Genomic DNA, 23,926 nt, shown 5'->3' on the forward strand with positions numbered 1-23,926 from the left:
TTTTTTGTAATTCATAAGTGTTTTGTTTGCAATAATTTATAGTAATGATTGCTGTACTGAAATAGAAAATTTATACTTATAGCTTTATATTGTATTGGAAATGAGGTAATTGCCGTGAAATTACTAATATTATCTTAAAATAAAAAATAAAATCACAATTTTGTTAACTTTTAATTAACGTTTTTGTTTTTTGTTGCTAAATTTCCAATGGATAAAATGGTATTGTATTTGAGAGCAACTGACCAATTAAGTACTGCTTAAAATTTGATGTCGTGTTTTAAAACTATGCACTTTCAGTACATCACGCTTTAGTTTCAAAAATTTTTATACCGCAGATTCGCAGATTTTAAAAGAGTAATAATTATAATAATTTGCGAATTTGCGGTTAAATTATATTCCAACTTTGTAGACTTTCAGTCTGCCAAACCAAATCTATGGACTTTTAGACTATAGTGGTTTAGTTTGGGAGTAAGTCGCAGTACCAAAAGCCAAAGTCATAAGGATCATCGGTGTTGGTGTCGCAAGCTGTACCTGAAGTGTCGTTTGTGGCGGGTTTTTCGTATTTACGGTAAACGACTTCTCCAATATCAAACGAAATGGGCTTAGTGAACAAAGGTCCGTCAAAGGTAAAAGTGTGAAACTCGCCATTTTCGCCACAAATATCTACGTTTTCAGGTAAATCGTCTATGAATTTTTGATCAATGACACGTCCTACAAAACTTTGATCCAAATAGCGCTCGCTTACACAAACCACGATCGTTTTAAAACCAAGTTGCAGGAATTCTTGTAGTAAATCTTTCGTTGGTATTTTCCAAAGCGGAAAAATCCCTTTTAAATCCGCCAAAGCCAATTTTTCTTCGCGATACAAACGCAAATCTTCTAAAAAAATATCACCAAATACCGCATGAGTGATGCCTTTGGCGCGCAGCGGTTGCAAAGCATTTTGCATGGCTTCTTCATAGGCTTGCATGGTAGGCATTTCAGGAATAGGTACTATGTGTAGGGGTAAACCAATACTTTGAGCTTGTTGTTCCAGTAGTTCAACACGTAGACCGTGCATGGACACGCGCTGGTGTTTCTGATTGACACTGGTCAACAAACAGTCAATTTCGAAGGCTGGATTTTGAAGTATTTTGTATAAGGCAAGAGCAGAATCTTTACCGCTGCTCCAGTTGAATAGGGCTTTTGTTTTCAATTTTGGTAATTTGGTGGTAAACTTACACATTTTCTCTCATTGATTCCCGCTAGGTTTGTAACTTTGAATCTCCAATGCTCAAGTTAATCACACCACATGAAGTATTTTTTTCTTTTGTTAAGTTCGTTTCTTTTTGCCCAACAAACGCAAAAAGTTGATTTTAAAACCGCTTACGGTTCGTTATCCATTGATGCCCAATCCAAAACCATTAGAGGAAACGTTCGCTATGATTTTAAAGTACTAACAGCTGTTGATACGGTAAAAATGGATGCCCAAAATATGCAGTTTACTCAGGTCAAGCGTAATGGAAAAGAAATTCCCTTCACTACCAATGGCAAGCAATTGATACTTATTTTTCCCTTTACAAAAGGAAAACACAGCGTTAGCTTTTCCTATGAAGCCCAACCCAAGCAAGCCTTGTACTTTGTGGGTAATCCCAACACCCAAACGGGACAAATATGGACCCAAGGACAAGGAAAGTACACCAGTCATTGGTTTCCAAGTTTTGACGATGTGAACGAAAAGATGGTGTTCCATTTAGACATTGTAGCGGATCAAAAGTATCAAGTGATTTCTAATGGCACTTTAAAGGAAAAAAACACTCAAGATTCCCTAACCACTTGGCGCTACCGCATGCAACACCCCATGAGTTCGTATTTATTAATGCTAGCGATTGGAAATTACGAAAAAAAGACCCAAAAATCAGCCTCAGGTGTCCCATTGGAATTTTATATTGAAGCTAAAGATGTAGCTCGTTTTGAACCTACCTATCGCTATTCCAAAAAGATGTTTGATTTTTTAGAAAAAGAAATCGGCATTCCATATCCTTGGGGAAATTACAAGCAGGTGCCTGTGCGAGATTTCTTGTATGCAGGCATGGAAAACACCACAGCTACTACCTTTATGACCCGTTATGTGGTAGATTCTATTGGTTTTTTTGATCGAAAATATACGAATGTTAATGCACACGAATTGGCACATCAATGGTTTGGTAATTTGATTACAGCCGAGAGCAGCCAACACCATTGGTTGCAGGAGGGATTTGCAACTTATTTTGCCTTGCTTGCAGAAAAAGATAGCTATGGTGAAGATTATTTTTATAGTTATTTGTATGAAAAAGCACAGCAATTGAAGTTTGCTTCCCGTACCGATACTATTCCGGTGTTGCATGCCAAAGCCAGTTCGTTGACGTTTTACGAAAAAGGAGCTTGGGCTTTGTTTTATTTGCACCAAAAAATAGGGGATAAGGCTTTTAAAAAAGCAATCAAAAACTACCTTAACCGCTATGCATACCAAACGGTAAATACGGAAAATTTCTTAGCTGAAATTCGAAAAGTAGCTGATTTTGACACGCAACAGTTTTCTAAAGTATGGCTTGAAGGCTACAAATTCAATACTCTTGAAGCCAATGAGTTATTGAGTATAAATAAAAGTATGAAAATACAATTGCAACTAGATCAATATAAAGCAAAATCGTTATCTGAGAAAAAAGCTTTCTTTCTGGAATTGCTACAATCTGATGTGTATTTTACAGTCAAAGAAAATAGCATCGCACAATTACGAAAAGAAAAATACGAAGACATTAAGGAATTAATTGCCGTGGCTTTCTCCACACAGAACCTATCGATTCGTCAAAAAATAGCGAGTCATTTTTCGCAAATTCCAGATGATTTTAAAACGAACTACGAGACTTTGTTGGAGGATGCTTCCTATCAAACGCGAGAAATTACCTTGTTTACGTTATGGAATTCTTTTGAGAACGATCGTTATAAGTATTTGGATCAAACCCAACATTGGATTGGATTTAATGATTATAACTTGCGCATTTTATGGTTGGCATTGGCTTTAAATACGCCGAATTACAGTCCTAATCCACAAGATTTGCTACAAGAATTGATTCGCTTTTCATCGCCTGATTTTGAAGCCACAACCCGACAAAATGCCTTAGAAACCCTCTTTGAATTTAGAATGCTTACGCCTGAAGTGTTGAAAAATTTAGTCAACGCTACGACGCATCACATGTGGCAATTTTCAAAATTTGGTAGAGAAACTATCCGAAAAATTTTAAAAATGCCCGATTACAGAGCGCATTTCGAGCAACTATTACCCGAATTAAATGCCACCGAAGGCACACAACTCAACCGACTCTTACTAGAAAAATAAGAAGTCGATTCTCTTGTGTTATGAAATAATAGTAGCTCTAAAAACTTGCAGTGTTTTCGAGAGGTAACTAAAAGCCTATTTAGGATTGAATACTAAGAAGGGAATTATCATTTCTTCGAGCGAAATTCCTCCGTGTTGATAGGTGTTTTTGTAATAACTCACATAATGGTTGTAATTGTTTACATAGGCTAAAAACAAATCATTTTTGGCAAAAATATAAGAACTGGTCATGTTAATAGCTGGTAAACCAATCACTTTAGGATCTTTGACAGCATAAACATCTTTGTGTTCGTAGGTCAAGCTTCGGCCTGTTTTATAGCGTAAATTCAAACTGGTGTTTTTGTCACCAACAACTTTTGAGGGATTTTTTACATTAATAGTGCCGTGATCGGTGGTTAGAATTAATTTAAAGCCTAATTTCTGTGCTTGTTGAATGATTTCAAGTAAGGGAGAATTCTTAAACCAGCTTAGCGTGAGAGAGCGATAGGCTTTGTCATCGGCGGCTAATTCTTTGACCACATCCATTTCTGTTTTAGCGTGTGACAACATGTCGACAAAATTATAAACAATGGTTACTAAATCATTATTTTTTAAGGACTTGAAGTTATCTACTAGTTTTTTTCCCCCTGCGAGATTGGTGATTTTAAAATAATCTTCTTTAATGTTAAGCCCTAAACGTTTGAGTTGAGCGGTTAAAAATTCGGCTTCATACAAATTTTTTCCACCTTCTTCTGGATCATTTTTCCAGTATTGGGGGAATTTTTGTTCCATTTCAAGTGGCGTTAATCCCGAAAATATGGCATTACGCGCGTATTGCGTTGCAGTAGGTAAGATGGAATAATACGGTACTTCTTTTTCTAATTTATAATAGTTAGCGACCACATTTTCAAATGCTTTCCATTGATCATATCGCAAATTATCAATTACAATAAACAGTACTGGTTTATCTTTTTTAAGAATTTCGGGTACCACCAATTGTTTGAATAAAGTATGCGATTGCGTGGGACGACTTTCATCAATTTGCCCTTTTCCTAATTTTCCTTTTTGCGGCAGAAACCAATCTTCGTAATTACGTTCTATGAATTTTCCAAATTGTGAATTGGCTTCTACTTTTTGAGATTCCAAAATTTCGATCATGCTTTGATCATCGATATTTTCCAATTCCAATTCCCAGAACAGTAACTTTTTGTACAATTCGATCCAATCTTCGAAAGAATGCACCATACTCATTTCGAGGGTAATTTTCCTAAACTCCTTTTGATAATCTAAAGTCGTTTTTTGAGAAATTAAGCGCGAATGGTCTAAGTTTTTCTTTAAACTGAGTAAAATTTGATTGGGATTAACAGGTTTGATTAAATAATCGGCGATTTTTGAACCAATGGCTTCTTCCATGATGAATTCTTCTTCGCTTTTGGTAATCATAATCATGGGAATATGCGATTTTTTCTCTTTCATCTCCGAAAGGGTTTCCAATCCGCTCATACCTGGCATATTTTCATCAAGAAATACGACATCAAAATTTTGCTCTTCAAAAATAGCAATAGCGTCTAATCCGTTGTTACAAGTGGTAACACTATAATTTTTCTTTTCTAAAAAAAGGATATGCGGTTTGAGTAAATCGATCTCGTCATCTACCCATAATATTTGTATTTTATCCATAAGTTTGGTTTGGCTCTACTGTTGCAATATTTGAGCCAATTTAATTAATTAAATTAGGTTAGAAACGGAATTGCTTTTTTTTTAGTATTTATTTTATGAAAAATACTACTTCGGTAAACGAAAAATTCCCTTTCAAATGATTTTAAACGACTAAAAAACAAGCGTAAGACAATACCATCTAAAATCCTTATATTTGCTCTCTTTTTTAAACGAATAGAAGTGAGTCAAATCAATAAACTTAAAATATTCAATGATCCCATTTATGGGTTTATTACCATTCCCAACGCTCTGATTTACGATTTAATTCAGCATCCTTATTTTCAGCGTTTGCGTCGAATTTCACAGATGGGTCTTTCTTACTTAGTCTATCCTGGTGCCAACCACACCCGATTTCATCATGCGCTGGGCTGTATGCACATTATGCAAAAGGCTGTAGAATCCATTCGATTTAAAGGCACAACTATTTCAGTTGAGGAAGAAAACGCTCTCTATATCGCTATTTTATTGCATGATATTGGGCATGGTCCTTTTTCACACGCCATGGAAAGTAGTATCGTGGAGGATGTGCATCATGAAGAGATTTCGTTGTTGTTTATGGAAGCTTTGAACGAGGAATTTAACGGTGCTTTGAGTTTAGCGATTCAAGTATTTAAAGGAGAATACCCAAGAACTTTTATGTTGCAACTGATCTCAAGTCAATTGGACATGGACCGAATGGATTACCTCAAAAGAGATAGTTTTTATTCGGGAGTATCGGAGGGAAATGTCAATTCAGAGCGTATTATACAAATGATGAACGTTGTAGACGATGTTTTGGTGATCGAAGAAAAAGGCATTTATTCTGTTGAAAAATTCTTAATGTCAAGACGATTAATGTATTGGCAAGTCTATTTGCACAAAACGAGTTTGGTAGCGGAGTCCGTTTTGACCAAAATATTAAAGCGCGCCAAAGAATTGAGCTTAAAAGGCGAGGAGTTACCGGCTAGTAGTCCGTTGACTTTTTTCATAAAAAACAAGGTTACGCTCGCTACTTTTGATTCAGAAACCTTGGCTTTGTTTTCAAAATTAGACGATTTTGACATCATAAGCGCCCTAAAATCGTGGCAAGATCACCCAGATTTTATTTTATCTTCCTTAAGTAAAATGATTATCAACCGAGATTTATTGAAGATAAAACTGAGCGGTGATAAAATAACGACCGAGAGTTTACAACCGCTCAAAGAACGTTTTGCACAAGAACATGGCATTTCATTACAAGAAACTAATTACTTCATTTTTAGGGGAAAAATTAAAAATCAAGCCTACAGTAAAGATGCGGAACCCATCAGAATTTTAATGAAAGACAAAACGATAGAAGATATTGTCGATGCTTCGGATCAACTTAATTTTAAATCAGTATCTAAGTTTGTAACCAAGTATTATATCTGCTTTCCAAAACAACTTTTATAATTTTGAACAAATAAAACCTATTTTTTATACTTTTGTCGGGATGAAACGAGATCATAATTTATTTTTAAGTGTAAGCAGAACATTTTATAGAGAGTTCCATCTTATTCCTATGAAAAATACAATTCAATAAGATGAAATTTACAGCAGAACAAATAGCAGCTATTTTAGAAGGTGAAGTGGTAGGTAATCCTAATGCATGGGTCTATCAATTATCGAAAATTGAAGAAGGAACCGAGGGATCATTAACTTTTTTATCCAATCCAAAATATTTAAATTATATCTACACTACAAAGGCTTCCATTACGATAGTTAATGAAACTTTTGAGCCTGAATCAGAAATTACAACCACATTGATCAAAGTAAAAGACGCCTATGCAGCTTTTACTAAACTATTAGAGTTTTACAATGAGGTCAAAAATAATAAATCAGGAATAGAACAACCTTCCGTTATTTCGGAGAATGTAACCTATGGCAAGAATTTATATTTAGGTAGTTTTAGTTACCTAGGCCAAAACGTTAGTATTGGGGATAATGTAAAAATTTATCCCAATAGTTTTATTGGTGACAATGTTGTCATTGGAAATAATGTCACTATTTTTGCCGGTGTTAATATTTATTCCGAAACCGTAATTGGAAATGATTGTGTCCTGCATTCGGGTGTTGTTTTAGGTTCAGATGGCTTTGGATTTGCACCCAAACCAGACGGCACTTTTGATAAAATCCCACAAATAGGCAACGTTGTTTTAGAAGACCAAGTTGAAATAGGAGCAAACACCACTATCGATCGTGCAACTTTAGGATCTACCATTATTCGTAGAGGAGTAAAACTAGACAATCAGATTCAAATTGCACACAATGTAGAAATAGGTGAGAACACTGTTATAGCTGCGCAAACTGGTATAGCAGGATCGTCTAAAGTGGGTAAAAACGGAATGTTAGGTGGACAAGTTGGAATTGTAGGGCATTTATCTATAGGGGATAATGTAAAAATTCAAGCGCAATCCGGTGTGACTAGAAGTATAAAAAATGAAGAGGTAATTCAGGGAACCCCCGCTTTTGCTTATAATGATTTTAATAAATCGTATATTTATTTTAAAAAATTACCACAATTGGTAGCTGAAATTGAAGAACTAAAAAAAATAATAAATCAAAAAAATGGAAATAATGGTTAAACAGAAAACCATCAAAACGGAAGTTTCATTAACCGGTGTTGGATTGCATACAGGAAGAGAAGTTACCATGACTTTTAAACCTGCCCCAGTAAACAATGGATTTACATTTGTTAGAATTGATCTTGAAGGTCATCCAATTATTGAAGCAGATGCTAATTATGTTGTAAACACCCAAAGGGGAACAAATTTAGAAAAACTAGGTGTTAAAATTCAAACACCTGAGCATGTTTTGGCTGCTTTGGAAGGTTGTGATCTCGATAATGTTATTATCGAATTAAGCGCCTCTGAACTACCAATAATGGATGGTTCTTCTAAGTTTTTTGTTGAAGCTATTGAGCAAGCTGGTATTGAAGAACAGAATGCCAAACGTAATGTTTACGTGGTTAAAGAAATCATTTCTTTTACAGATGAAACCACTGGCAGTGAAATATTAGTAATGCCAAGTGATCAATATTGTGTGACAGCAATGGTTGATTTTGGAACTAAAATTTTAGGTACTCAAAATGCTACTATGAAAGGCATTTCTGAATTTAAAAGCGAAATTAGCTCTTCAAGAACTTTTAGTTTCTTACACGAATTAGAATCGTTGTTGGACAACGGACTAATAAAAGGGGGCGACTTAAATAATGCAATAGTCTATGTGGATAAAGAAATATCAGCTAGTACTATGGAAAATTTAAAAGTTGCTTTCGGAAAAGATTCTATCGCGGTAACACCAAACGGAATCTTAGATAATTTAACGTTGCATTATCCTAACGAGGCTGCTAGACATAAGCTTTTGGATGTGGTAGGTGATTTAGCTTTAATTGGCACCAAAATTCAAGGGAAAGTAATTGCTAATAAACCAGGGCATTTTGTGAATACACAATTTGCTAAGAAAATGGCTAAATTGATCAAAATCGAACAGCGTAATTATGTTCCTGTTTATGATTTGAATCAAGAACCGTTGATGGATATTCATAAAATCATGTCAGTATTGCCACACAGACCACCATTTTTATTGGTAGACCGTATCATTGAAATGTCAGACGTTCATGTGGTAGGAATGAAGAATGTAACCATGAATGAAAATTTCTTCGTGGGGCATTTTCCAGATGCTCCAGTGATGCCAGGAGTTTTAATTGTAGAAGCCATGGCACAAACAGGAGGGATTTTAGTTTTAAGTACTGTACCAGATCCAGAAAATTACTTGACTTTTTTCATGAAAATAGATAAAGTAAAATTCAAACATAAAGTGTTACCTGGCGATACATTAATTTTTAAATGTGATTTGATTACTCCTATTCGTAGAGGAATTTGTCACATGCAAGCCAATGCCTACGCTAACGGAAGGCTAGTGGCCGAAGCAGAGTTGATGGCTCAAATTGCAAGAAAACAATAATTTTTTTGTGGCATAATTCCATCATAAATATGATTAATTACTGCCGTAAGTAAACGATTAAACAAAAACAATGAATCAACCTTTAGCATATGTACATCCAGGTGCCAAAATCGCCAAAAATGTAGTAATTGAACCTTTTACAACCATTCATAATAATGTAGTAATTGGTGATGGAACCTGGATTGGTTCAAACGTAACTATTATGGAAGGCGCTCGAATTGGTAAAAATTGTAATATTTTTCCAGGAGCTGTAATATCTGCCGTTCCACAAGATTTAAAATTTGGTGGTGAAGATTCATTAGCAATCATTGGTGACAATTGTACTATCAGAGAATGCGTAACAATCAACCGAGGAACGGTGGCGTCAGGACAAACAATTTTAGGTAAAAATTGTCTAGTAATGGCTACGGCTCACATCGCTCACGATTGTCATATTGGCGACAATGCTATTATAGTGAATGGAGTAGCATTAGCAGGGCATGTTGTAGTTGGTAATTATGCCGTAATAGGCGGTTTAGCAGCAATACATCAATTCATTCATATTGGTGATCATGCCATGGTTTCAGGTGGATCATTGGTCAGAAAGGATGTGCCTCCTTTTACAAAAGCAGCAAAAGAACCTCTTTCGTATGTTGGAATCAATTCCGTGGGATTGAGAAGAAGAGGATTTTCTACCGAAAAAATCAAAGAAATTCAAGATATTTATAGAATTTTATATCAAAAAAATTACAATACTACTCAGGCATTAGGCATTATTGAAGCCGAAATGGAAGCTACACCTGAGCGTGATGAAATTATTGATTTTATTCGTAATTCTTCAAGAGGAATTATGAAAGGATATTCAGGAAATTATTAAAAGGTAAAAAAAACGGTTTGTTTTCTATTTCATTTTTACAAAACCAGAAACAAACAGTTAAGTGAAAAATATTTAAATTAAAACAGAAAAAATAATGGCATCAACTTCAGATATTAAAAACGGACTTTGTATTAAGCACAACCACGATATTTATAAAATTATCGAATTTCTTCACGTAAAACCCGGGAAAGGTCCAGCTTTTGTAAGAACAAAATTAAAGTCAGTAACCAACGGAAAAGTATTAGATAATACCTTTTCTGCAGGACACAAAATTGATGTAGTACGTGTAGAAACGCATACTTTTCAGTTTTTATATCCAGAAGGAAATGAGTTTCACTTTATGAATGCTGAATCTTTCGAACAAATTACTTTAAACCGAAATGTATTAGACGCTCCAGATTTATTGAAAGAAGGAGAAAATGTAATGATTCAGATCAATACTGAAACAGATTTGCCTCTTTCAGTAGATATGGCACCTTCTGTAGTATTGGAAGTAACATATACTGAACCAGGTGTAAAAGGAAACACTGCAACTAATGCTACAAAACCTGCTACAGTTGAAACTGGAGCAACAATTAACGTTCCTCTTTTTATTAACGAAGGAGACAAAATCAAAATCGATACCGCTACAAGTTCATACATGGAGCGTGTAAAAGAATAGTTTTTATTTAATTTCAGTCACAGTATGCGGCGTATTGCTCCGTTACTGTGACTGAAAACGAATAAAAAAAACGAATAATAAACTATGAAATTTCATAAAGAATACTCCCTAGCTTCTATTGCGTCCTTACTAAATTGCCCATATGTTGGAGATCCAGATTTTCCTGTATTAGGATTAAATGAGATTCATGTAGTAACTCCAGGCGATATCGTTTTTGTAGATCATCCCAAATATTATGATAAAGCACTGCAATCAGCTGCAACCATTATTCTAATAAACAAGGAAGTAGTTTGCCCAGAAGGAAAAGCATTATTGATTTCTGATGATCCATTTAGGGATTTTAATACGTTGACACAACATTTTAAACCTTTTGAATCTTGTAGTCTTTCTATTAGTCCAACAGCCAAGATAGGTCTAAATACTATTATTCAACCCAATGTATTTGTGGGTAACCACGTGACCATAGGTGACAATTGTGTAATTCATGCCAACGTGGCTATTTATGATCATACGGTAATTGGAGACAATGTAATTATACATGCAGGAACGGTTTTAGGAGCGGATGCTTTTTATTACAAAAAACGCGAAAGTGGTTTTGATCAATTGCGTTCTGGAGGTCGTGTAATAATCGAAGATAATGTGGGAATCGGTGCGCTTTGTACTATTGACAAAGGTGTTACGGGAGATACCACAATAGGAGCAGGTACCAAAATTGACAATCAAGTACATGTAGGTCATGATACTGTAATTGGAAAGAAATGTTTGATTGCTTCACAGACCGGTATTGCTGGTTGTGTTATCATTGAAGATGAAGTTACTTTATGGGGTCAAGTAGGTACAACTAGCGGAATAACCATTGGAACCAAAGCCGTTGTCATGGGACAAACGGGTGTGACTAAATCAGTAGCAGGAGGAAAAACATATTTTGGAACACCCATTCAAGAATCTAGAGAAAAATTAAAGCAATTGGCCAATATCAAAAAAATTCCTGAAATTTTAGATAAACTAAAATAGTATGACTACAAAAGAATTTGTTATTGCTTTTTATAAATCTGATGCACTCATTGATAGTGCGGTTTTAAAAGAATTCATTCATCCTAACATCATTTTAGATTGGCAATCTTCTGAAGGAAATATTCAAATGGATTACCAAGCTTTACTACACTATACAACACAACTTCAAAAAGCGTATGTACGGTCTAAAGTCAGAATTAGTCATATTATTGAAGAAGAAGACTTGATAGCTGTACGTTATGCACATTTTGTAAAGACAGTTGAAAACCCAAGAGAGGAGCTACTATTGGCTAATTTTACGGTATTTTGGCAAATCAAAGAAGATAAATTATATAGAGGATATCAAATGAGTCAAATTTCTAAATAATTTGTTAATAAATGACTTTGATTTAATCTCAGAAATCTTACTTTTGCAATGCATTTTTTTTAAAAAACTACATAAAATATATATCATGAGTGTTTTAGTTAATAAAGATTCTAAAATTATTGTTCAAGGTTTTACAGGAAGCGAAGGAACATTTCACGCTTCTCAAATGATTGAATATGGAACAAATGTTGTAGGAGGAGTGACTCCAGGAAAAGGAGGGACTACACATTTAGATTTACCTGTTTTTAACACAGTAAAAGATGCGGTAGAGCAGGCAGGTGCTGATACTACGATCATTTTTGTACCACCCGCTTTTGCTGCCGATGCCATTATGGAAGCAGCTGATGCTGGTATTAAAGTAATTATCGCTATCACCGAAGGTATTCCAGTGGCCGATATGATCAAAGCAAATGCTTATGTTAAAGAAAGAAGCGCAAGATTGATTGGACCAAACTGCCCAGGAGTAATCACACCAGGTGAGGCTAAAGTAGGTATTATGCCAGGCTTTGTTTTCAAAAAAGGTACTGTTGGTATTGTTTCTAAATCGGGAACATTAACTTACGAAGCTGCTGATCAAGTTGTAAAACAAGGCTTAGGAATCACTACAGCGATCGGTATTGGTGGAGATCCAATCATTGGAACTACTACAAAAGAAGCGGTAGAATTGTTAATGAACGATCCTGAAACTGAATGTATTGTAATGATTGGTGAAATTGGAGGTCAATTAGAAGCAGACGCTGCTAAATGGATCAAAGCGGATGGTAACCGCAAACCAGTTGTAGGTTTCATTGCAGGAGTTACTGCTCCAGCAGGTCGTACAATGGGACATGCAGGTGCTATTGTTGGTGGATCTGATGATACTGCCGAAGCGAAAAAACAAATTATGAGAGATAACGGAATTCACGTTGTAGATTCTCCAGCAGAAATTGGTAAAAAAGTTAAAGAGGTTTTAGGTTAATTCCTGAAGCTACAATTATAAATCCCAAAATGCCTCACGATTTTGTGAGGCATTTTGTTTAAATTTAAAGTCATGAATAAAGAATTAGAAAAGTTTTCGGTAACCAATAGTTTTAACTTCTCTCCAGAAGATAGTTTAGAGCAAGTATGCAACGCAACAGAAGGATGTGGTGTGTTTTTAGTGTTTGATCTTACTTCGGACAGAGAACTAATTATGGTAGGTTCATCAGGAACCGTGCAGAATGATGGTACTTTAAAGATTAAAAAAGGTGGTTTAGCAGAAAAAATTGTCGAAGGACATCAGTTTGCTAAAACGGGCAGAAAGTACTCATGGCCTGCACAAATGAAGTTAGAGGGTATTACTGCTATTGAAGTAGTTTGGTACGAAACATTTAACAGTACTACAAAAGCAATTCCTACAAGCGTAGAAGGACAAATTTTGCAAAGCTTTTTAGATAAAAGTGGTAAATTACCTAGATGGAACGTTGCTTTTTAATAAAAATAGGATACATCTTGTTTTTATAATAATCAAATCTCATAGTACATTAAACTATGGGATTTTTTTTAATCTGATAGTTTTAGTCAGTTATTAGTTTTTTCTAATTTAAAGAAATTCTCTCTTGGTTTACAAGCTTGAATTAATGGAAAATTATATTAATTTTATTCTTAGCTAAATGAATTTTACATCATGAAAAATTATTTTTTTTACTTGAGCACTCTTCTAGCATTGGTTTGTAGTGCTTGTGCTACAAATCCTATGACAGGAAAAAAAACATTAAATTTAGTGACTAACAGTGAACTGTTCCCAGCGTCATTCCAACAATACGGACAATTTCTGAAAGAAAACAAAGTAGTGCAAGGAACTACAGATGCCAAAAGGGTAGAAAGTATTGGTATTAGAATAAAAGAAGCCGCAGAAAAATATCTGAATTCCATAGGACAAAATCAATACTTGACAGACTACCGTTGGGAGTACAAATTAATAGATGATAAAGCTGTAAATGCTTGGTGCTTGCCTGGCGGTAAAATTGTAGTATATACAGGTATTTTGCCTGTTACCCAAAACGATGCTGGATTAGCCACTGTAATGGCACATGAGGTATCACATGCCTTAGCCAATCATGGTGCACAACGTATGAGTGCAGCAAAATTACAAGGCTACGGTGCTCTTGGCGTAGCCGTAGCAACGGGAGGTCAATCTGAGCAAAATCGAAATTTGTGGCAACAATTATATGGAGTAGGATCGCAAGTAGGAGTGATGCTGCCTTTTAGTCGTGCTCATGAAAGTGAAGCCGATAAAATAGGATTAATTTTAATGGCTATTGCTGGTTATAATCCACAAGAAGCCATTGCTTTTTGGAAAAGAATGTCCGCTCAATCGGGAGGCCAAGCACAACCCGAATTTATGAGTACGCATCCAGCTGATGCGACCAGAGTTGCCAATTTGCAAAGTTTGATACCAGAAGCGAAAGCCATAGCCGCAAAATTTGGCAAAATATATTAAAAAGAAGGGCTAGCTCTCATAAACGCCAAGTACTTAACTTGGCTTTTTTGTTGCAATTATTTAAAGTGAATCTGTTTTTTAAATTGAAGAAAAAAGATACTTTTACTGCAAATAATGAATTTGATTATTATGGCAAACTTATCAAAAGGAGATAAAAAACTATTAAACGCTTGGGCATTTTATGATTGGGCCAATTCAGTGTATACGCTAACCATCGCTTCGGCGGTATTTCCTATTTTTTACGGGGCTTTGTTTATAGACAAAGGGCTTTATATTACTGTTTTTGGAATGAATTTAAAAAATTCAGCGCTTATCAGTTTTATTACGGCTTTCGCATTTTTGGTAGTGGCCATCATTTCTCCATTTTTATCTGGTATTGCCGATTATGTAGGAAACAAAAAAAGTTTTATGAAGTTTTTTTGCTACTTAGGCTCTCTTTCTTGTATGGGTTTGTACTGGTTTTCATTGGAAACCATATACAGCGGATTGTTATTTTATTTTTTAGGTTTGATTGGCTATTGGGGAAGCTTGGTTTTTTACAATTCCTATTTGCCTGATATTGCTCTTGAAGACCAACAAGACGCTATAAGTGCCAAAGGTTATTCTTTGGGTTATATTGGTAGTGTTCTTTTGTTAATCCTCAACCTAGCCATGATTATGAAACCAAAAATGTTTGGCATTTCTGGTACTGAAGGAGAAGCTGCCATGAAAGCTATGCGTTATTCCTTTGTATTGGTGGGTGTTTGGTGGATTGTATTCAGTCAATACACCTATTACTTTTTGCCAAAAGGCACTAAAAAATCTACAAAACCCATACATAAAGATGTTTTATTTCAAGGTTTTAAAGAATTAAAAAAAGTTAGTCAAATTTTAAAGGATAATTTGCCTTTGAAACGCTATTTGTATGCATTTTTTGTGTCAAGTATGGCCGTACAAACCGCTATGCTAGTAGCAACTTATTTTGGAGCTCAAGAAATTGAGTGGGAGTCTAAAAGCGATAGTACTACAGGACTAATCATTTGTATCTTGGTGATCCAATTAGTAGCGGTTTTGGGCGCTTATTTGACCTCCAAAGCTTCAGAAAAATTTGGCAACATAAAAACATTACTTGTCATCAATAGTTTTTGGTTTTTACTTTGTCTAGGGGTTATTTTTATAACCTTACCGATACAATTTTATATCATGGCCGCCTTTGTTGGATTAGTAATGGGAGGTATTCAAGCTTTATCAAGATCCACTTATTCTAAATATTTACCTGAAACCACAGATACGGCTTCCTTTTTTAGTTTTTATGACGTAGCCGAAAAAGTAGGCATTGTAATCGGAATGTGTGTGTATGGTTTAATTGATCAAATCACTGGAAGTCCAAGATTTGCAATTGTTTTCTTGGCTTTATTTTTCTTTATAGCCCTATTTTTATTGAAACGCGTACCTCCAAAAAAAGCGTCTTAATTTTTTAAGACGCTTAGTGTTTTAATGAATTGGTAATAAATGATACCCAAGTACTCTATCCTTTATTTTTAATTGCTAATTGTTGGATTTTTTACTCCTTTTCAACAACAACATTAAAAACTACATTCCTCTTGAAATTTCACCAGAGCCAACCACTTTGGTGTCCTTTTTTGCTGGATTTCCATAGTATACAATATCGCCTGAACCAGAAATTCTAGCATACAAACTTTCGGAGCAATTTACTTTGGTGTCCCCAGATCCAGAGATGCTTACATTCACAGTTTTTGACTTTAAATCAGAGGCATTAATATCTCCGGAACCCGATATACTGCTTATAAAATCGTCTGTTGTTCCCTTTAAAATTATATCGCCTGATCCACTCAAACTCATGTTGAATTTTTGCGTATCCACCATTAATTTTAAATCTCCAGATCCTGAAAGTTTGGCATCAAATGCATCAGCTTTAATGATGTTTTTACTAATAATGTCACCTGAACCACTCAAAACTAGCGAACTGATGGATTCAAAAGGAATTGTTATGTGTACTGACTTTCCTGTGGAAGTTTTAAAATAATATCCTTTTTCTGTACCAATTTTTAATACGTTGTCTACCACTTCCACATCAATATAGTCCAAAATGTTTTGCTCTCCTTTGATGGTGATGCTTCCTTCTTTTCCTGCTACTAAGTCTACATCAAAAAAACCTGAAATTTTTATACCGTCATACGTTGTGGTGGTTCTGGTTTCTGTGATTTCATTGCCGTTGCCTTTAATTTGTTTCCCATTATTCCATTGTCCGTAAGAGAAGAACCCGCTCAAAGAAAGGAGTATTGCACTGGTAATAGTTAGATTTTTCATAAGATTATATTTTTAGTTATAGTTTTTTTGTTAACGATACATTACCATATTCTGAGTTGATGACCAATGAGTTTGCTCCTCTTTTCTTGTAAAAGCCGTTGTAGCTTTTGCTGTAATTAGTTTCGGCTTTAGTTGAAAACTCTAATTCACTGTCATATTTAAAATCGGCATAACGCAAACTAACTTCAAAATCAAAGATGAAATTGGGATTAAAACCAACTTTCACACCTGTATAACCCGCATTTATCCATACGGATTGCACATTAGGTTGTAATACTCCAATATCAATACTACTAAATTTGGTATTCAGCTTAAGTTGTTGATTCACGGTACCTACTTTTATGGTTAAGTAATTTCCTATTCCTTCAAGAGTGTTGGTTTCTTTAATTTTTACGGTGCCGTATTTACTAGTGTATTTTATATCATTGGCATCGCCAATTGAGGTATCTGTATAATCTGAAAGCAATTCAATTTTCGACAGCGCATCAATAGTTAATCCTGAATATCGAGCAGTCACCAGACCATTTTTCATAAAACCAATGGTGGAATTGGAACAATATTCTATAGTGATCGTATTTCTAGGATGATTCAATTTTCCTAAATTAATTTTACCATACTTACAAGTAATTGTGGTAGGCGCATATAAATCAGAAGTAGTAATGTTCCCGTATTTATTATCAAGAATTACACTTCCATTCTTCGGAATTTTGATGATATAATTGATTTCAAAACTATTATTTCTTCCTTTTGAACGATAATTGTTGTTCTGAATTTGTGTTTTTGCCGTCACCAATGATTTTAGCGCATTGATATCAACGGTAATGTCGTTCAAGCGTTGATTGACCCAATTTTCACTGTCGCCAGTAACTTTGATCAAAATATCCAATTCTATTTTATCTTCGTTCCAAGTGGTTACAAAAACGGTTCCATACGAATTTGTGATATCAATTCCAGCGTCAGCATTGACAATAAACGCTTTTTTGATGTTTTTTTGCTTGGAAATAATGATGCTTTCATTCGCCAAACAAAGCCATGGAAAAAGGAAAAATAGTAAGATTGTTTTATAAAGTTTTTTCATCAGTTATGCTGTTAAGTTGTTCTGTAGCTTCAATTTGATTCAATACGTTTTGTAAAAAAGAAATGCGAACTTGTAAGTTGCTAATCATCGCATAGATAAGTTGTTTGTTTTCTCCATTAGCAGCAATTTCTTCGGTTATTTTTTGGTAATCGCTCTCCAACTTTCTCATTTGCAGTAGGGCATCAGAAACCATCTTTTGTTTTTTTGGTGATTTAATTTCTTTTAGCTTGTTCAATTCTTGTTGGATCATAACCGTAAAAATAGAATCCGTTTGTTTGGTTTCCACCGATGCAAAATTCAAATGGTTAGCCTTCGCCTCAGGCTTAAAAAAGAAAGACACGCTAAACATCAACACAACCGTAGCTGCAATTCCAATTGCGGTATATAGGTTTCTTTTTTTACGTTTTACAATTCTGTTTTCTAGTTTCTGCATAAAACGATACTCATGATTTTGTGGTGTCTCCTCAATATCCCATGTCGTATCCTTGCTGGTCAACCATTCCTCTAATCTATCCCATTCGTTTTTCATAGTCACATAATTTCGTTCTTAAACTTTCCTTGGCTCTGCTCAAAGTCGTTCTACAATTCGCATAACTTATTTTTAGGATTTCACTAATTTCTTCTTGATCGTACCCTTCAATGTAAAACAAAGTCAAAACTGTACTATAACTGCTTTTTAATGACTGTATAGCCAGTAAAACTTCTTTTACTTTTAAGGTTTCAAAGTTGAAAGTTTCGGTAAATTCGGTCTCTTTATCTTCAATTATGTAAAGGTTTTTCTCGAAATCATCCACTTTGAGTTTGTTATTCTTTTTACAAAAATCAATACTATAATTGATTACGATGCGTTTTAACCATGCACCAAAAGCCACTTCTTTTTTATACGAATCAATTTTGGTAAACGCTTTCAAAAAACTTTCTTGCATTACATCCTCGGCAAAATGCGCATCTTTTACCATACGAAACGCCACATTGTACATGGCCTTACTATACCTGCTGTAGACCTCAAATTGAGCCTTTTGGTTTTGTTGTTGGCAAAGTAGCACCAATGCTTCGATATGTAATGTTTGGTAAGACAAGTAGCTAGTTATGTTTTTAGTAAAGACGGTGGTATTGGCCTAGTGTTACAGTTTGGTCAAAAGTATTTTAAAGATATCAATAATATTCCTTTTTTTATCCGCTCAATTCTTGGATATAGGCAACTAAAATTTTGGAGCAGAAACATTTGGAGTATTTATCTACATCGTCCTGCTGTTCGTTGTATCTTTTTTTGGCTACTTCAGCTAATCGCTTTCGTAGCCAAAAAAAGGATGCCACTTCCATCAGGGCTACGAAGCAGCAATAGTCTTGATTTATTGTCATCTTCAAAAATAAAGAAGCTCATTTTTCGTTTGACAAGAGTGGCACAAAGATTGTCTTTATTATTAAGATTAGTACCCAACACTATAGGTTAAGTACTGAATTCTAGATAAATAAAAAGTATAAATCATTAACTTTGCATTACATGATTTTTCATTTAATGACAAAATGACTTAATAACGATATGTCAAACCATAAAATACTTACAATTGACAACTTGTCACTTCAAGAATTTGATTCCGAATCCGATTTAATTCCACTTTTAACCCCCGAGGACGAAGAGGAAATGAACAACGAATCATTACCCGAAACATTACCCATTTTGCCTTTGCGCAATACCGTATTGTTTCCAGGCGTTGTGATTCCTATTTCAGCTGGACGCGACAAGTCGATCAAATTAATCAACGATGCAAACGCTTCGGGTAAAGTGATTGGAGTAGTAGCACAAATTAATGAAGCCGACGAGGATCCCACCAAAAATGACATTAATAAAATTGGAACTGTAGCAAGAATTCTACGCGTTCTTAAAATGCCTGATGGTAATGTAACTGTTATTTTACAGGGTAAAAAACGTTTCGAAATTGACGAAGTGGTAACCGAGCAGCCTTATCTTACTGCTACAATTAAAGAAGTAGCAGAGAAAAAACCTCGAAAAAATGATTCTGAGTTTTCAGCCATCATCGATTCGATCAAGGAATTGGCCATTCAAATCATTCAAGAAAGTCCCAACATTCCAACTGAGGCTACTTTTGCAATCAAAAACATAGAAAGCCACTCTTTTTTAGTGAATTTTGTTTCCTCAAACATGAATCTTTCAGTTAAAGAAAAGCAAGATCTACTAGCAATCAATGGATTAAAAGAGAGAGCTTTAGCTACTTTGAAATTCATGAATATTGAGTTTCAAAAATTAGAGCTTAAAAACGATATTCAGTCCAAAGTTCGTTTTGATTTAGATCAACAACAACGCGAATATTTCTTACATCAACAAATGAAAACCATTCAAGAAGAATTGGGTGGCGTTTCACAGGAAGAAGAAATGGACGAAATGAGTCAGAAAGCCAAAACCAAAAAGTGGGACGAAAAAACACAACAACATTTTGAAAAAGAGTTGTCTAAAATGCGTCGCATGAACCCACAGGCTCCTGATTTTGGTATTCAACGCAACTATTTAGAGTTGTTTTTGGAATTACCTTGGGGCGAATTCTCCAAAGATAATTTCGATTTAAAACACGCTCAAAAAGTATTAGATAAAGATCATTTTGGCTTAGAAGAAGTCAAAAAAAGAATGATCGAACACTTGGCTGTACTTAAACTAAGAAATGACATGAAGTCGCCAATTATTTGTTTGACAGGCCCTCCGGGTGTTGGTAAAACTTCTATTGGGCGTTCGGTTGCTGAGGCTTTAGGAAGAGAATATGTTCGTATTTCTTTAGGCGGTTTACGTGACGAAGCAGAAATTCGTGGCCACCGTAAAACCTATATTGGAGCCATGCCAGGTCGTATCATTCAGAGCTTGAAAAAAGCGGGAACGTCTAACCCTGTATTTGTGTTAGACGAAATTGACAAATTGTCTAGTAGTCATAACGGAGACCCATCTTCGGCTTTGCTAGAAGTGTTAGATCCAGAACAAAACAATGCATTTTATGACAATTTCCTAGAAATGGGCTATGATTTGTCTAAAGTTATGTTTTTGGCAACATCCAATAACATGTCGGCGATTCAGCCTGCCTTACGTGACCGTATGGAAGTGATCAAAATGTCCGGCTATACCATTGAAGAGAAGGTTGAAATTGCCAAGAAACATTTGTTTGGAAAGCAATTAACCGCTCATGGTTTAACCAGCAAAGATTTAACTATTGGTAAAAAACAATTAGAAAAAATTATTGAAGGCTACACTAGAGAATCTGGTGTTCGTGGCTTAGAAAATAAAATTGCACAAATAGTTCGTAACGCTGCCAAATGTGTAGCGATGGAGGAGGAGTACAACAAAAAAGTAACCGACGAAGATATTATTGCGGTACTCGGTGTTCCAAGATTAGAACGCGACAAGTACGAAAGCAACGATGTGGCTGGTGTAGTTACTGGTTTGGCTTGGACAAGTGTAGGTGGTGATATTCTTTTTATTGAATCGTTGATTTCTGCTGGAAAAGGAAACATGACCATTACTGGAAATTTGGGCACAGTCATGAAAGAATCTGCTACCATAGCATTAGAATACATTAAAGCCAATGCCGAGTTATTAGGGTTGAATCCTGAAATTATTGCCAAATACAACATCCATCTTCATGTTCCCGAAGGAGCAACACCAAAAGATGGTCCAAGTGCAGGTATCGCAATGTTAACTTCTTTAGTATCGTTATTTACGCAAAAGCGCGTGAAGAAAAATTTGGCCATGACAGGTGAAATCACCTTACGTGGTAAAGTATTACCAGTAGGCGGAATCAAAGAAAAAATCTTGGCAGCTAAAAGAGCCAACATAAAAGAGATTATTCTTTGTCATGAGAACAAAAGCGATATTGATGAAATAAAAGCAGAATACCTTGAAGGTTTGACGTTTCATTACGTAAAAGAAATGAGCGAAGTTTTAGCCATCGCTATTACGGATCAGAAAGTTAAAAACGCTAAAGAGCTAAAATAAAGCCAAGAATTATAGTAATTCCAAATTCCTGCTGTGCATCAGTTTAGGGATTTGGAATTTCTTTTTTTATAAAGAAAAGCATATTTATGTTGGATATAATTTTATCTTCGTTTTGTCGTTTTAGTTAATCAAAAAAATGCCATTTTGAGGATCATAAAAAAGCAGATCGTTTTACTCGTCATTTTACTTAGTTTGCCTGTTTTTGGGCAAATAGGAGGAAGGTATACCTATCAGTTTTTGAATTTGATGACTTCTCCACGTCAAGCAGCTTTAGGTGGAAAAACCGTTACAATTTATGACGACGATGTGAATCAGGTACATTTTAATCCGGCTTCGATTAATCCAGAAATGCACAATCAGTTGGCTTTGAACTACGGTAGTTACTTTGGTGAAGTGAGTTATGGCACGGCATCGTACGCTTATACCTATGATCAGCATTTGCAAACATTTCATGCGGGTGTTAATTACATTAATTATGGACAATTTGAAGGGTATGACGAAAATGGCTTGGCTACGAGTTCATTTACTGGTAGCGAAGTAGCCGTTTCCTTGGGTTATGCCTATACGGTTCCTTATACTAACTTGCATCTTGGTGCCAATGTCAAAGTAATTTCATCTGTATTAGAAAATTATAATTCATTGGGTGGCGCGCTAGATCTTGGAATAATGTACATAGACGAGCCAAATGATGTGAATTGGGCGTTAGTGATTCGAAATATTGGAACACAATTCACCACCTATTCAGGGCTTCGTGAGCCATTGCCTTTAGAAATTATGTTTGGGGTTTCGCAAGAATTGGACAATGTACCCATTCGATGGCACTTGACTTTAGAGAATTTGCAACAATGGAATATTGCTTTTTCAAATCCGGTTCGAGGAGAGACCTCCATCGATGGCACGGTAACCGCTGAAAAGGTTTCATTTTTTAATAATGCGTTGCGTCATGTTATTTTTGGTGTGGAGCTGTTTCCTAGAAGAAAATTTAATGTGCGTTTGGGGTATAATTTTCGTCGTTCGGAAGAATTGCGTGTGGTTGATCAACGGCATTTTTCAGGGCTATCGGTTGGGTTTGGATTAAAGATGAATCGATTGACTTTTAATTATTCGTATTCACGATATACTTTGGCGGCCAACACAAGTTTGTTTGGTTTGTCTTTGAACTTGCAATAAGAGTTTGTTAACTTTGCAGCCTATTTTTTTAGTTATGATTGATGGTTAATAAAGACCATTGTGGCTCTTTAACCCCGATAGCAGCGGCATCCTTTGTTTTTTTTGCAAAAAAAAACAAAGATATAGCGGATAGCGGGAACCCTGTTTATTAAAAATGCCCAGAGTTGCTGTTCCTGAAAAAAAAAGCGCACTTACTTAAAGATCTTTATTTTATAAATTCGTAATCCTATCCAACAGGAAAGATTATCATAAATTATTTTCATTTTGAACACAAAAATCACCATTGCTATTGATGGCTTTTCCTCTACTGGGAAAAGTACTTTGGCCAAACAATTAGCGAAAGAATTAGGCTATATTTATGTAGATACTGGCGCTATGTACCGAGCCGTGGCGTACTTTGCCATGCAAAACGGTTTGATTACTGAAGAAAATTTTGACAAAGCAGCTTTAATTGCGGCCATACCTAGTATTCAATTATCGTTTCAATTCAATGAGACGCTTGGATATGCCGAGATGTTTTTGAACCAAAAAAACGTAGAAAATGAAATACGTACCATTACCGTTTCAAATTTTGTGAGTAAAGTAGCTGAAGTTTCGGAAGTGCGATCAAAATTAGTAGAACAGCAACAGGAAATGGGCAAAAACAAAGGCATTGTTATGGACGGTCGTGACATTGGAACGGTTGTTTTTCCAGAGGCTGAATTGAAGATTTTTATGACTGCTAGTGCCGAAACTAGGGCGCAACGTCGTTTTGATGAATTGAAAGAAAAAGGAGATGAAGTGAGTTATGAAGCCGTGCTGCATAATGTAATGGAACGCGATCATATTGATACGCACCGCGAAGATTCGCCATTGGTCATAGCGGAAGACGCCATAGAAATTGACAATTCCTATTTAAATAAAAAAGAGCAGTTTGACATTGTATTTGATTTGGTTCAAGATGCGATTAAAGCGGTTTAATTTTTTGTAAATACCTATTTAAAATAGTAAGTT

The 23,926-nt window shown here is 35.3% G+C and carries 21 protein-coding genes; 15 read left to right on the top strand and 6 right to left on the bottom strand.

Annotated elements, in window-relative coordinates; translation table 11 throughout:
• Window positions 1-457 precede the first annotated feature (457 nt).
• Window positions 458-1,195 carry a diphthine--ammonia ligase gene (locus BXU11_RS12940; protein WP_078212954.1) on the bottom strand — a complete coding sequence of 246 codons (738 nt, stop codon included), beginning with the start codon at window positions 1,193-1,195 and terminating at the stop codon, window positions 458-460.
• 96 nt (window positions 1,196-1,291) lie between these two features.
• On the opposite strand from BXU11_RS12940, the gene BXU11_RS12945 reads away from it, so the two are divergent.
• On the top strand, window positions 1,292-3,358 hold the full coding sequence (locus BXU11_RS12945; protein WP_078212823.1) for a M1 family metallopeptidase: 2,067 nt from the start codon (window positions 1,292-1,294) through the stop codon (window positions 3,356-3,358).
• Between the two features lie 75 nt (window positions 3,359-3,433).
• On the opposite strand, the gene BXU11_RS12950 is transcribed toward BXU11_RS12945, so the two are convergent.
• A complete protein-coding gene (locus BXU11_RS12950; protein ID WP_078212824.1) occupies window positions 3,434-5,017 on the bottom strand; it encodes a bifunctional response regulator/alkaline phosphatase family protein in 1,584 nt (527 codons plus the stop codon).
• A gap of 219 nt (window positions 5,018-5,236) precedes the next feature.
• Here BXU11_RS12950 and BXU11_RS12955 point away from each other — a divergent pair, with 219 nt between their 5' ends.
• The 11 genes from BXU11_RS12955 to BXU11_RS13005 all read left to right on the top strand — a co-directional run bounded on the left by BXU11_RS12955 (window position 5,237) and on the right by BXU11_RS13005 (window position 15,830).
• Window positions 5,237-6,466, top strand: coding sequence for an HD domain-containing protein (locus BXU11_RS12955; RefSeq protein ID WP_078212825.1), 1,230 nt, complete (start codon window positions 5,237-5,239; stop codon window positions 6,464-6,466).
• A gap of 131 nt (window positions 6,467-6,597) precedes the next feature.
• Window positions 6,598-7,638, top strand: a complete 1,041-nt coding sequence (lpxD, locus tag BXU11_RS12960) for a UDP-3-O-(3-hydroxymyristoyl)glucosamine N-acyltransferase (RefSeq protein ID WP_024979773.1) — start codon at window positions 6,598-6,600, stop codon at window positions 7,636-7,638.
• Window positions 7,631-9,019, top strand: coding sequence for a bifunctional UDP-3-O-[3-hydroxymyristoyl] N-acetylglucosamine deacetylase/3-hydroxyacyl-ACP dehydratase (locus tag BXU11_RS12965; RefSeq protein WP_024979772.1), 1,389 nt, complete (start codon window positions 7,631-7,633; stop codon window positions 9,017-9,019). Before lpxD ends, BXU11_RS12965 begins: the two co-directional genes overlap by 8 nt.
• Window positions 9,020-9,089: 70 nt before the next feature.
• On the top strand, window positions 9,090-9,875 hold the full coding sequence (lpxA, locus tag BXU11_RS12970; RefSeq protein WP_024979771.1) for an acyl-ACP--UDP-N-acetylglucosamine O-acyltransferase: 786 nt from the start codon (window positions 9,090-9,092) through the stop codon (window positions 9,873-9,875).
• 94 nt (window positions 9,876-9,969) lie between these two features.
• Window positions 9,970-10,536, top strand: a complete 567-nt coding sequence (gene efp / locus BXU11_RS12975; RefSeq protein WP_024979770.1) for an elongation factor P — start codon at window positions 9,970-9,972, stop codon at window positions 10,534-10,536.
• 84 nt (window positions 10,537-10,620) lie between these two features.
• Entirely contained in the window at window positions 10,621-11,550 is a 930-nt protein-coding gene (locus BXU11_RS12980; protein ID WP_024979769.1) for a UDP-3-O-(3-hydroxymyristoyl)glucosamine N-acyltransferase, read from the top strand.
• Window position 11,551: 1 nt separating this feature from the next.
• Window positions 11,552-11,917, top strand: coding sequence for a hypothetical protein (locus BXU11_RS12985; RefSeq protein WP_078212826.1), 366 nt, complete (start codon window positions 11,552-11,554; stop codon window positions 11,915-11,917).
• Window positions 11,918-12,002: 85 nt separating this feature from the next.
• Window positions 12,003-12,875, top strand: a complete 873-nt coding sequence (gene sucD / locus BXU11_RS12990; protein WP_024979767.1) for a succinate--CoA ligase subunit alpha — start codon at window positions 12,003-12,005, stop codon at window positions 12,873-12,875.
• 72 nt (window positions 12,876-12,947) lie between these two features.
• Window positions 12,948-13,370 (top strand): hypothetical protein, encoded by a 423-nt coding sequence (locus BXU11_RS12995; RefSeq protein ID WP_024979766.1) that lies wholly within the window; start codon window positions 12,948-12,950, stop codon window positions 13,368-13,370.
• A gap of 192 nt (window positions 13,371-13,562) precedes the next feature.
• The gene (locus BXU11_RS13000) at window positions 13,563-14,378 is read left to right on the top strand and encodes a M48 family metallopeptidase (RefSeq protein WP_078212827.1); all 816 of its coding nucleotides are present in this window, start codon (window positions 13,563-13,565) and stop codon (window positions 14,376-14,378) included.
• 129 nt (window positions 14,379-14,507) lie between these two features.
• On the top strand, window positions 14,508-15,830 hold the full coding sequence (locus BXU11_RS13005; protein ID WP_078212955.1) for an MFS transporter: 1,323 nt from the start codon (window positions 14,508-14,510) through the stop codon (window positions 15,828-15,830).
• Between the two features lie 120 nt (window positions 15,831-15,950).
• On the opposite strand, the gene BXU11_RS13010 is transcribed toward BXU11_RS13005, so the two are convergent.
• From BXU11_RS13010 to BXU11_RS13025, 4 genes are read right to left on the bottom strand one after another with little or no spacing between them, the layout of a single operon-like run.
• Entirely contained in the window at window positions 15,951-16,688 is a 738-nt protein-coding gene (locus BXU11_RS13010; RefSeq protein WP_078212828.1) for a head GIN domain-containing protein, read from the bottom strand.
• Between the two features lie 16 nt (window positions 16,689-16,704).
• Window positions 16,705-17,766: a hypothetical protein gene (locus BXU11_RS13015; protein WP_024979762.1), complete on the bottom strand. Its 1,062-nt coding sequence runs from the start codon at window positions 17,764-17,766 to the stop codon at window positions 16,705-16,707.
• A complete protein-coding gene (locus BXU11_RS13020; RefSeq protein WP_078212829.1) occupies window positions 17,750-18,295 on the bottom strand; it encodes a hypothetical protein in 546 nt (181 codons plus the stop codon). The genes BXU11_RS13015 and BXU11_RS13020 overlap by 17 nt, the downstream gene beginning before the upstream one ends.
• Window positions 18,276-18,845: an RNA polymerase sigma factor gene (locus BXU11_RS13025; protein WP_078212830.1), complete on the bottom strand. Its 570-nt coding sequence runs from the start codon at window positions 18,843-18,845 to the stop codon at window positions 18,276-18,278. Before BXU11_RS13025 ends, BXU11_RS13020 begins: the two co-directional genes overlap by 20 nt.
• Window positions 18,846-19,309: 464 nt before the next feature.
• Between BXU11_RS13025 and lon the strand changes: the two genes are divergently transcribed.
• From lon to cmk, 3 genes are all read left to right on the top strand, one after another.
• Entirely contained in the window at window positions 19,310-21,763 is a 2,454-nt protein-coding gene (gene lon, locus BXU11_RS13030) for an endopeptidase La (protein WP_024979759.1), read from the top strand.
• Between the two features lie 150 nt (window positions 21,764-21,913).
• Window positions 21,914-22,933, top strand: a complete 1,020-nt coding sequence (gene porQ, locus BXU11_RS13035) for a type IX secretion system protein PorQ (protein ID WP_078212956.1) — start codon at window positions 21,914-21,916, stop codon at window positions 22,931-22,933.
• Window positions 22,934-23,197: 264 nt separating this feature from the next.
• On the top strand, window positions 23,198-23,893 hold the full coding sequence (gene cmk, locus BXU11_RS13040; protein WP_078212831.1) for a (d)CMP kinase: 696 nt from the start codon (window positions 23,198-23,200) through the stop codon (window positions 23,891-23,893).
• The last annotated feature ends 33 nt before the right edge of the window (window positions 23,894-23,926 follow it).

The organism is Flavobacterium sp. LM5 (genome assembly GCF_002017945.1).
Classification (GTDB): domain Bacteria; phylum Bacteroidota; class Bacteroidia; order Flavobacteriales; family Flavobacteriaceae; genus Flavobacterium; species Flavobacterium succinicans.

Bases quoted from the DNA above. Each gene is read 5' to 3' on its own strand.
- BXU11_RS13000 (WP_078212827.1), top strand. From the start codon at position 13,563: ATGAAAAATTATTTTTTTTACTTGAGCACTCTTCTAGCATTGGTTTGT.
- BXU11_RS12980 (WP_024979769.1), top strand. From the start codon at position 10,621: ATGAAATTTCATAAAGAATACTCCCTAGCTTCTATTGCGTCCTTACTA.
- BXU11_RS12965 (WP_024979772.1), top strand. From the start codon at position 7,631: ATGGTTAAACAGAAAACCATCAAAACGGAAGTTTCATTAACCGGTGTT.
- BXU11_RS13015 (WP_024979762.1), bottom strand. From the start codon at position 17,766: ATGAAAAAACTTTATAAAACAATCTTACTATTTTTCCTTTTTCCATGG.
- BXU11_RS12985 (WP_078212826.1), top strand. From the start codon at position 11,552: ATGACTACAAAAGAATTTGTTATTGCTTTTTATAAATCTGATGCACTC.
- BXU11_RS12995 (WP_024979766.1), top strand. From the start codon at position 12,948: ATGAATAAAGAATTAGAAAAGTTTTCGGTAACCAATAGTTTTAACTTC.
- BXU11_RS12950 (WP_078212824.1), bottom strand. From the start codon at position 5,017: ATGGATAAAATACAAATATTATGGGTAGATGACGAGATCGATTTACTC.
- sucD (WP_024979767.1), top strand. From the start codon at position 12,003: ATGAGTGTTTTAGTTAATAAAGATTCTAAAATTATTGTTCAAGGTTTT.
- lpxD (WP_024979773.1), top strand. From the start codon at position 6,598: ATGAAATTTACAGCAGAACAAATAGCAGCTATTTTAGAAGGTGAAGTG.
- BXU11_RS13010 (WP_078212828.1), bottom strand. From the start codon at position 16,688: ATGAAAAATCTAACTATTACCAGTGCAATACTCCTTTCTTTGAGCGGG.
- BXU11_RS13005 (WP_078212955.1), top strand. From the start codon at position 14,508: ATGGCAAACTTATCAAAAGGAGATAAAAAACTATTAAACGCTTGGGCA.
- lon (WP_024979759.1), top strand. From the start codon at position 19,310: ATGTCAAACCATAAAATACTTACAATTGACAACTTGTCACTTCAAGAA.
- lpxA (WP_024979771.1), top strand. From the start codon at position 9,090: ATGAATCAACCTTTAGCATATGTACATCCAGGTGCCAAAATCGCCAAA.
- BXU11_RS13020 (WP_078212829.1), bottom strand. From the start codon at position 18,295: ATGAAAAACGAATGGGATAGATTAGAGGAATGGTTGACCAGCAAGGAT.
- efp (WP_024979770.1), top strand. From the start codon at position 9,970: ATGGCATCAACTTCAGATATTAAAAACGGACTTTGTATTAAGCACAAC.
- BXU11_RS12945 (WP_078212823.1), top strand. From the start codon at position 1,292: ATGAAGTATTTTTTTCTTTTGTTAAGTTCGTTTCTTTTTGCCCAACAA.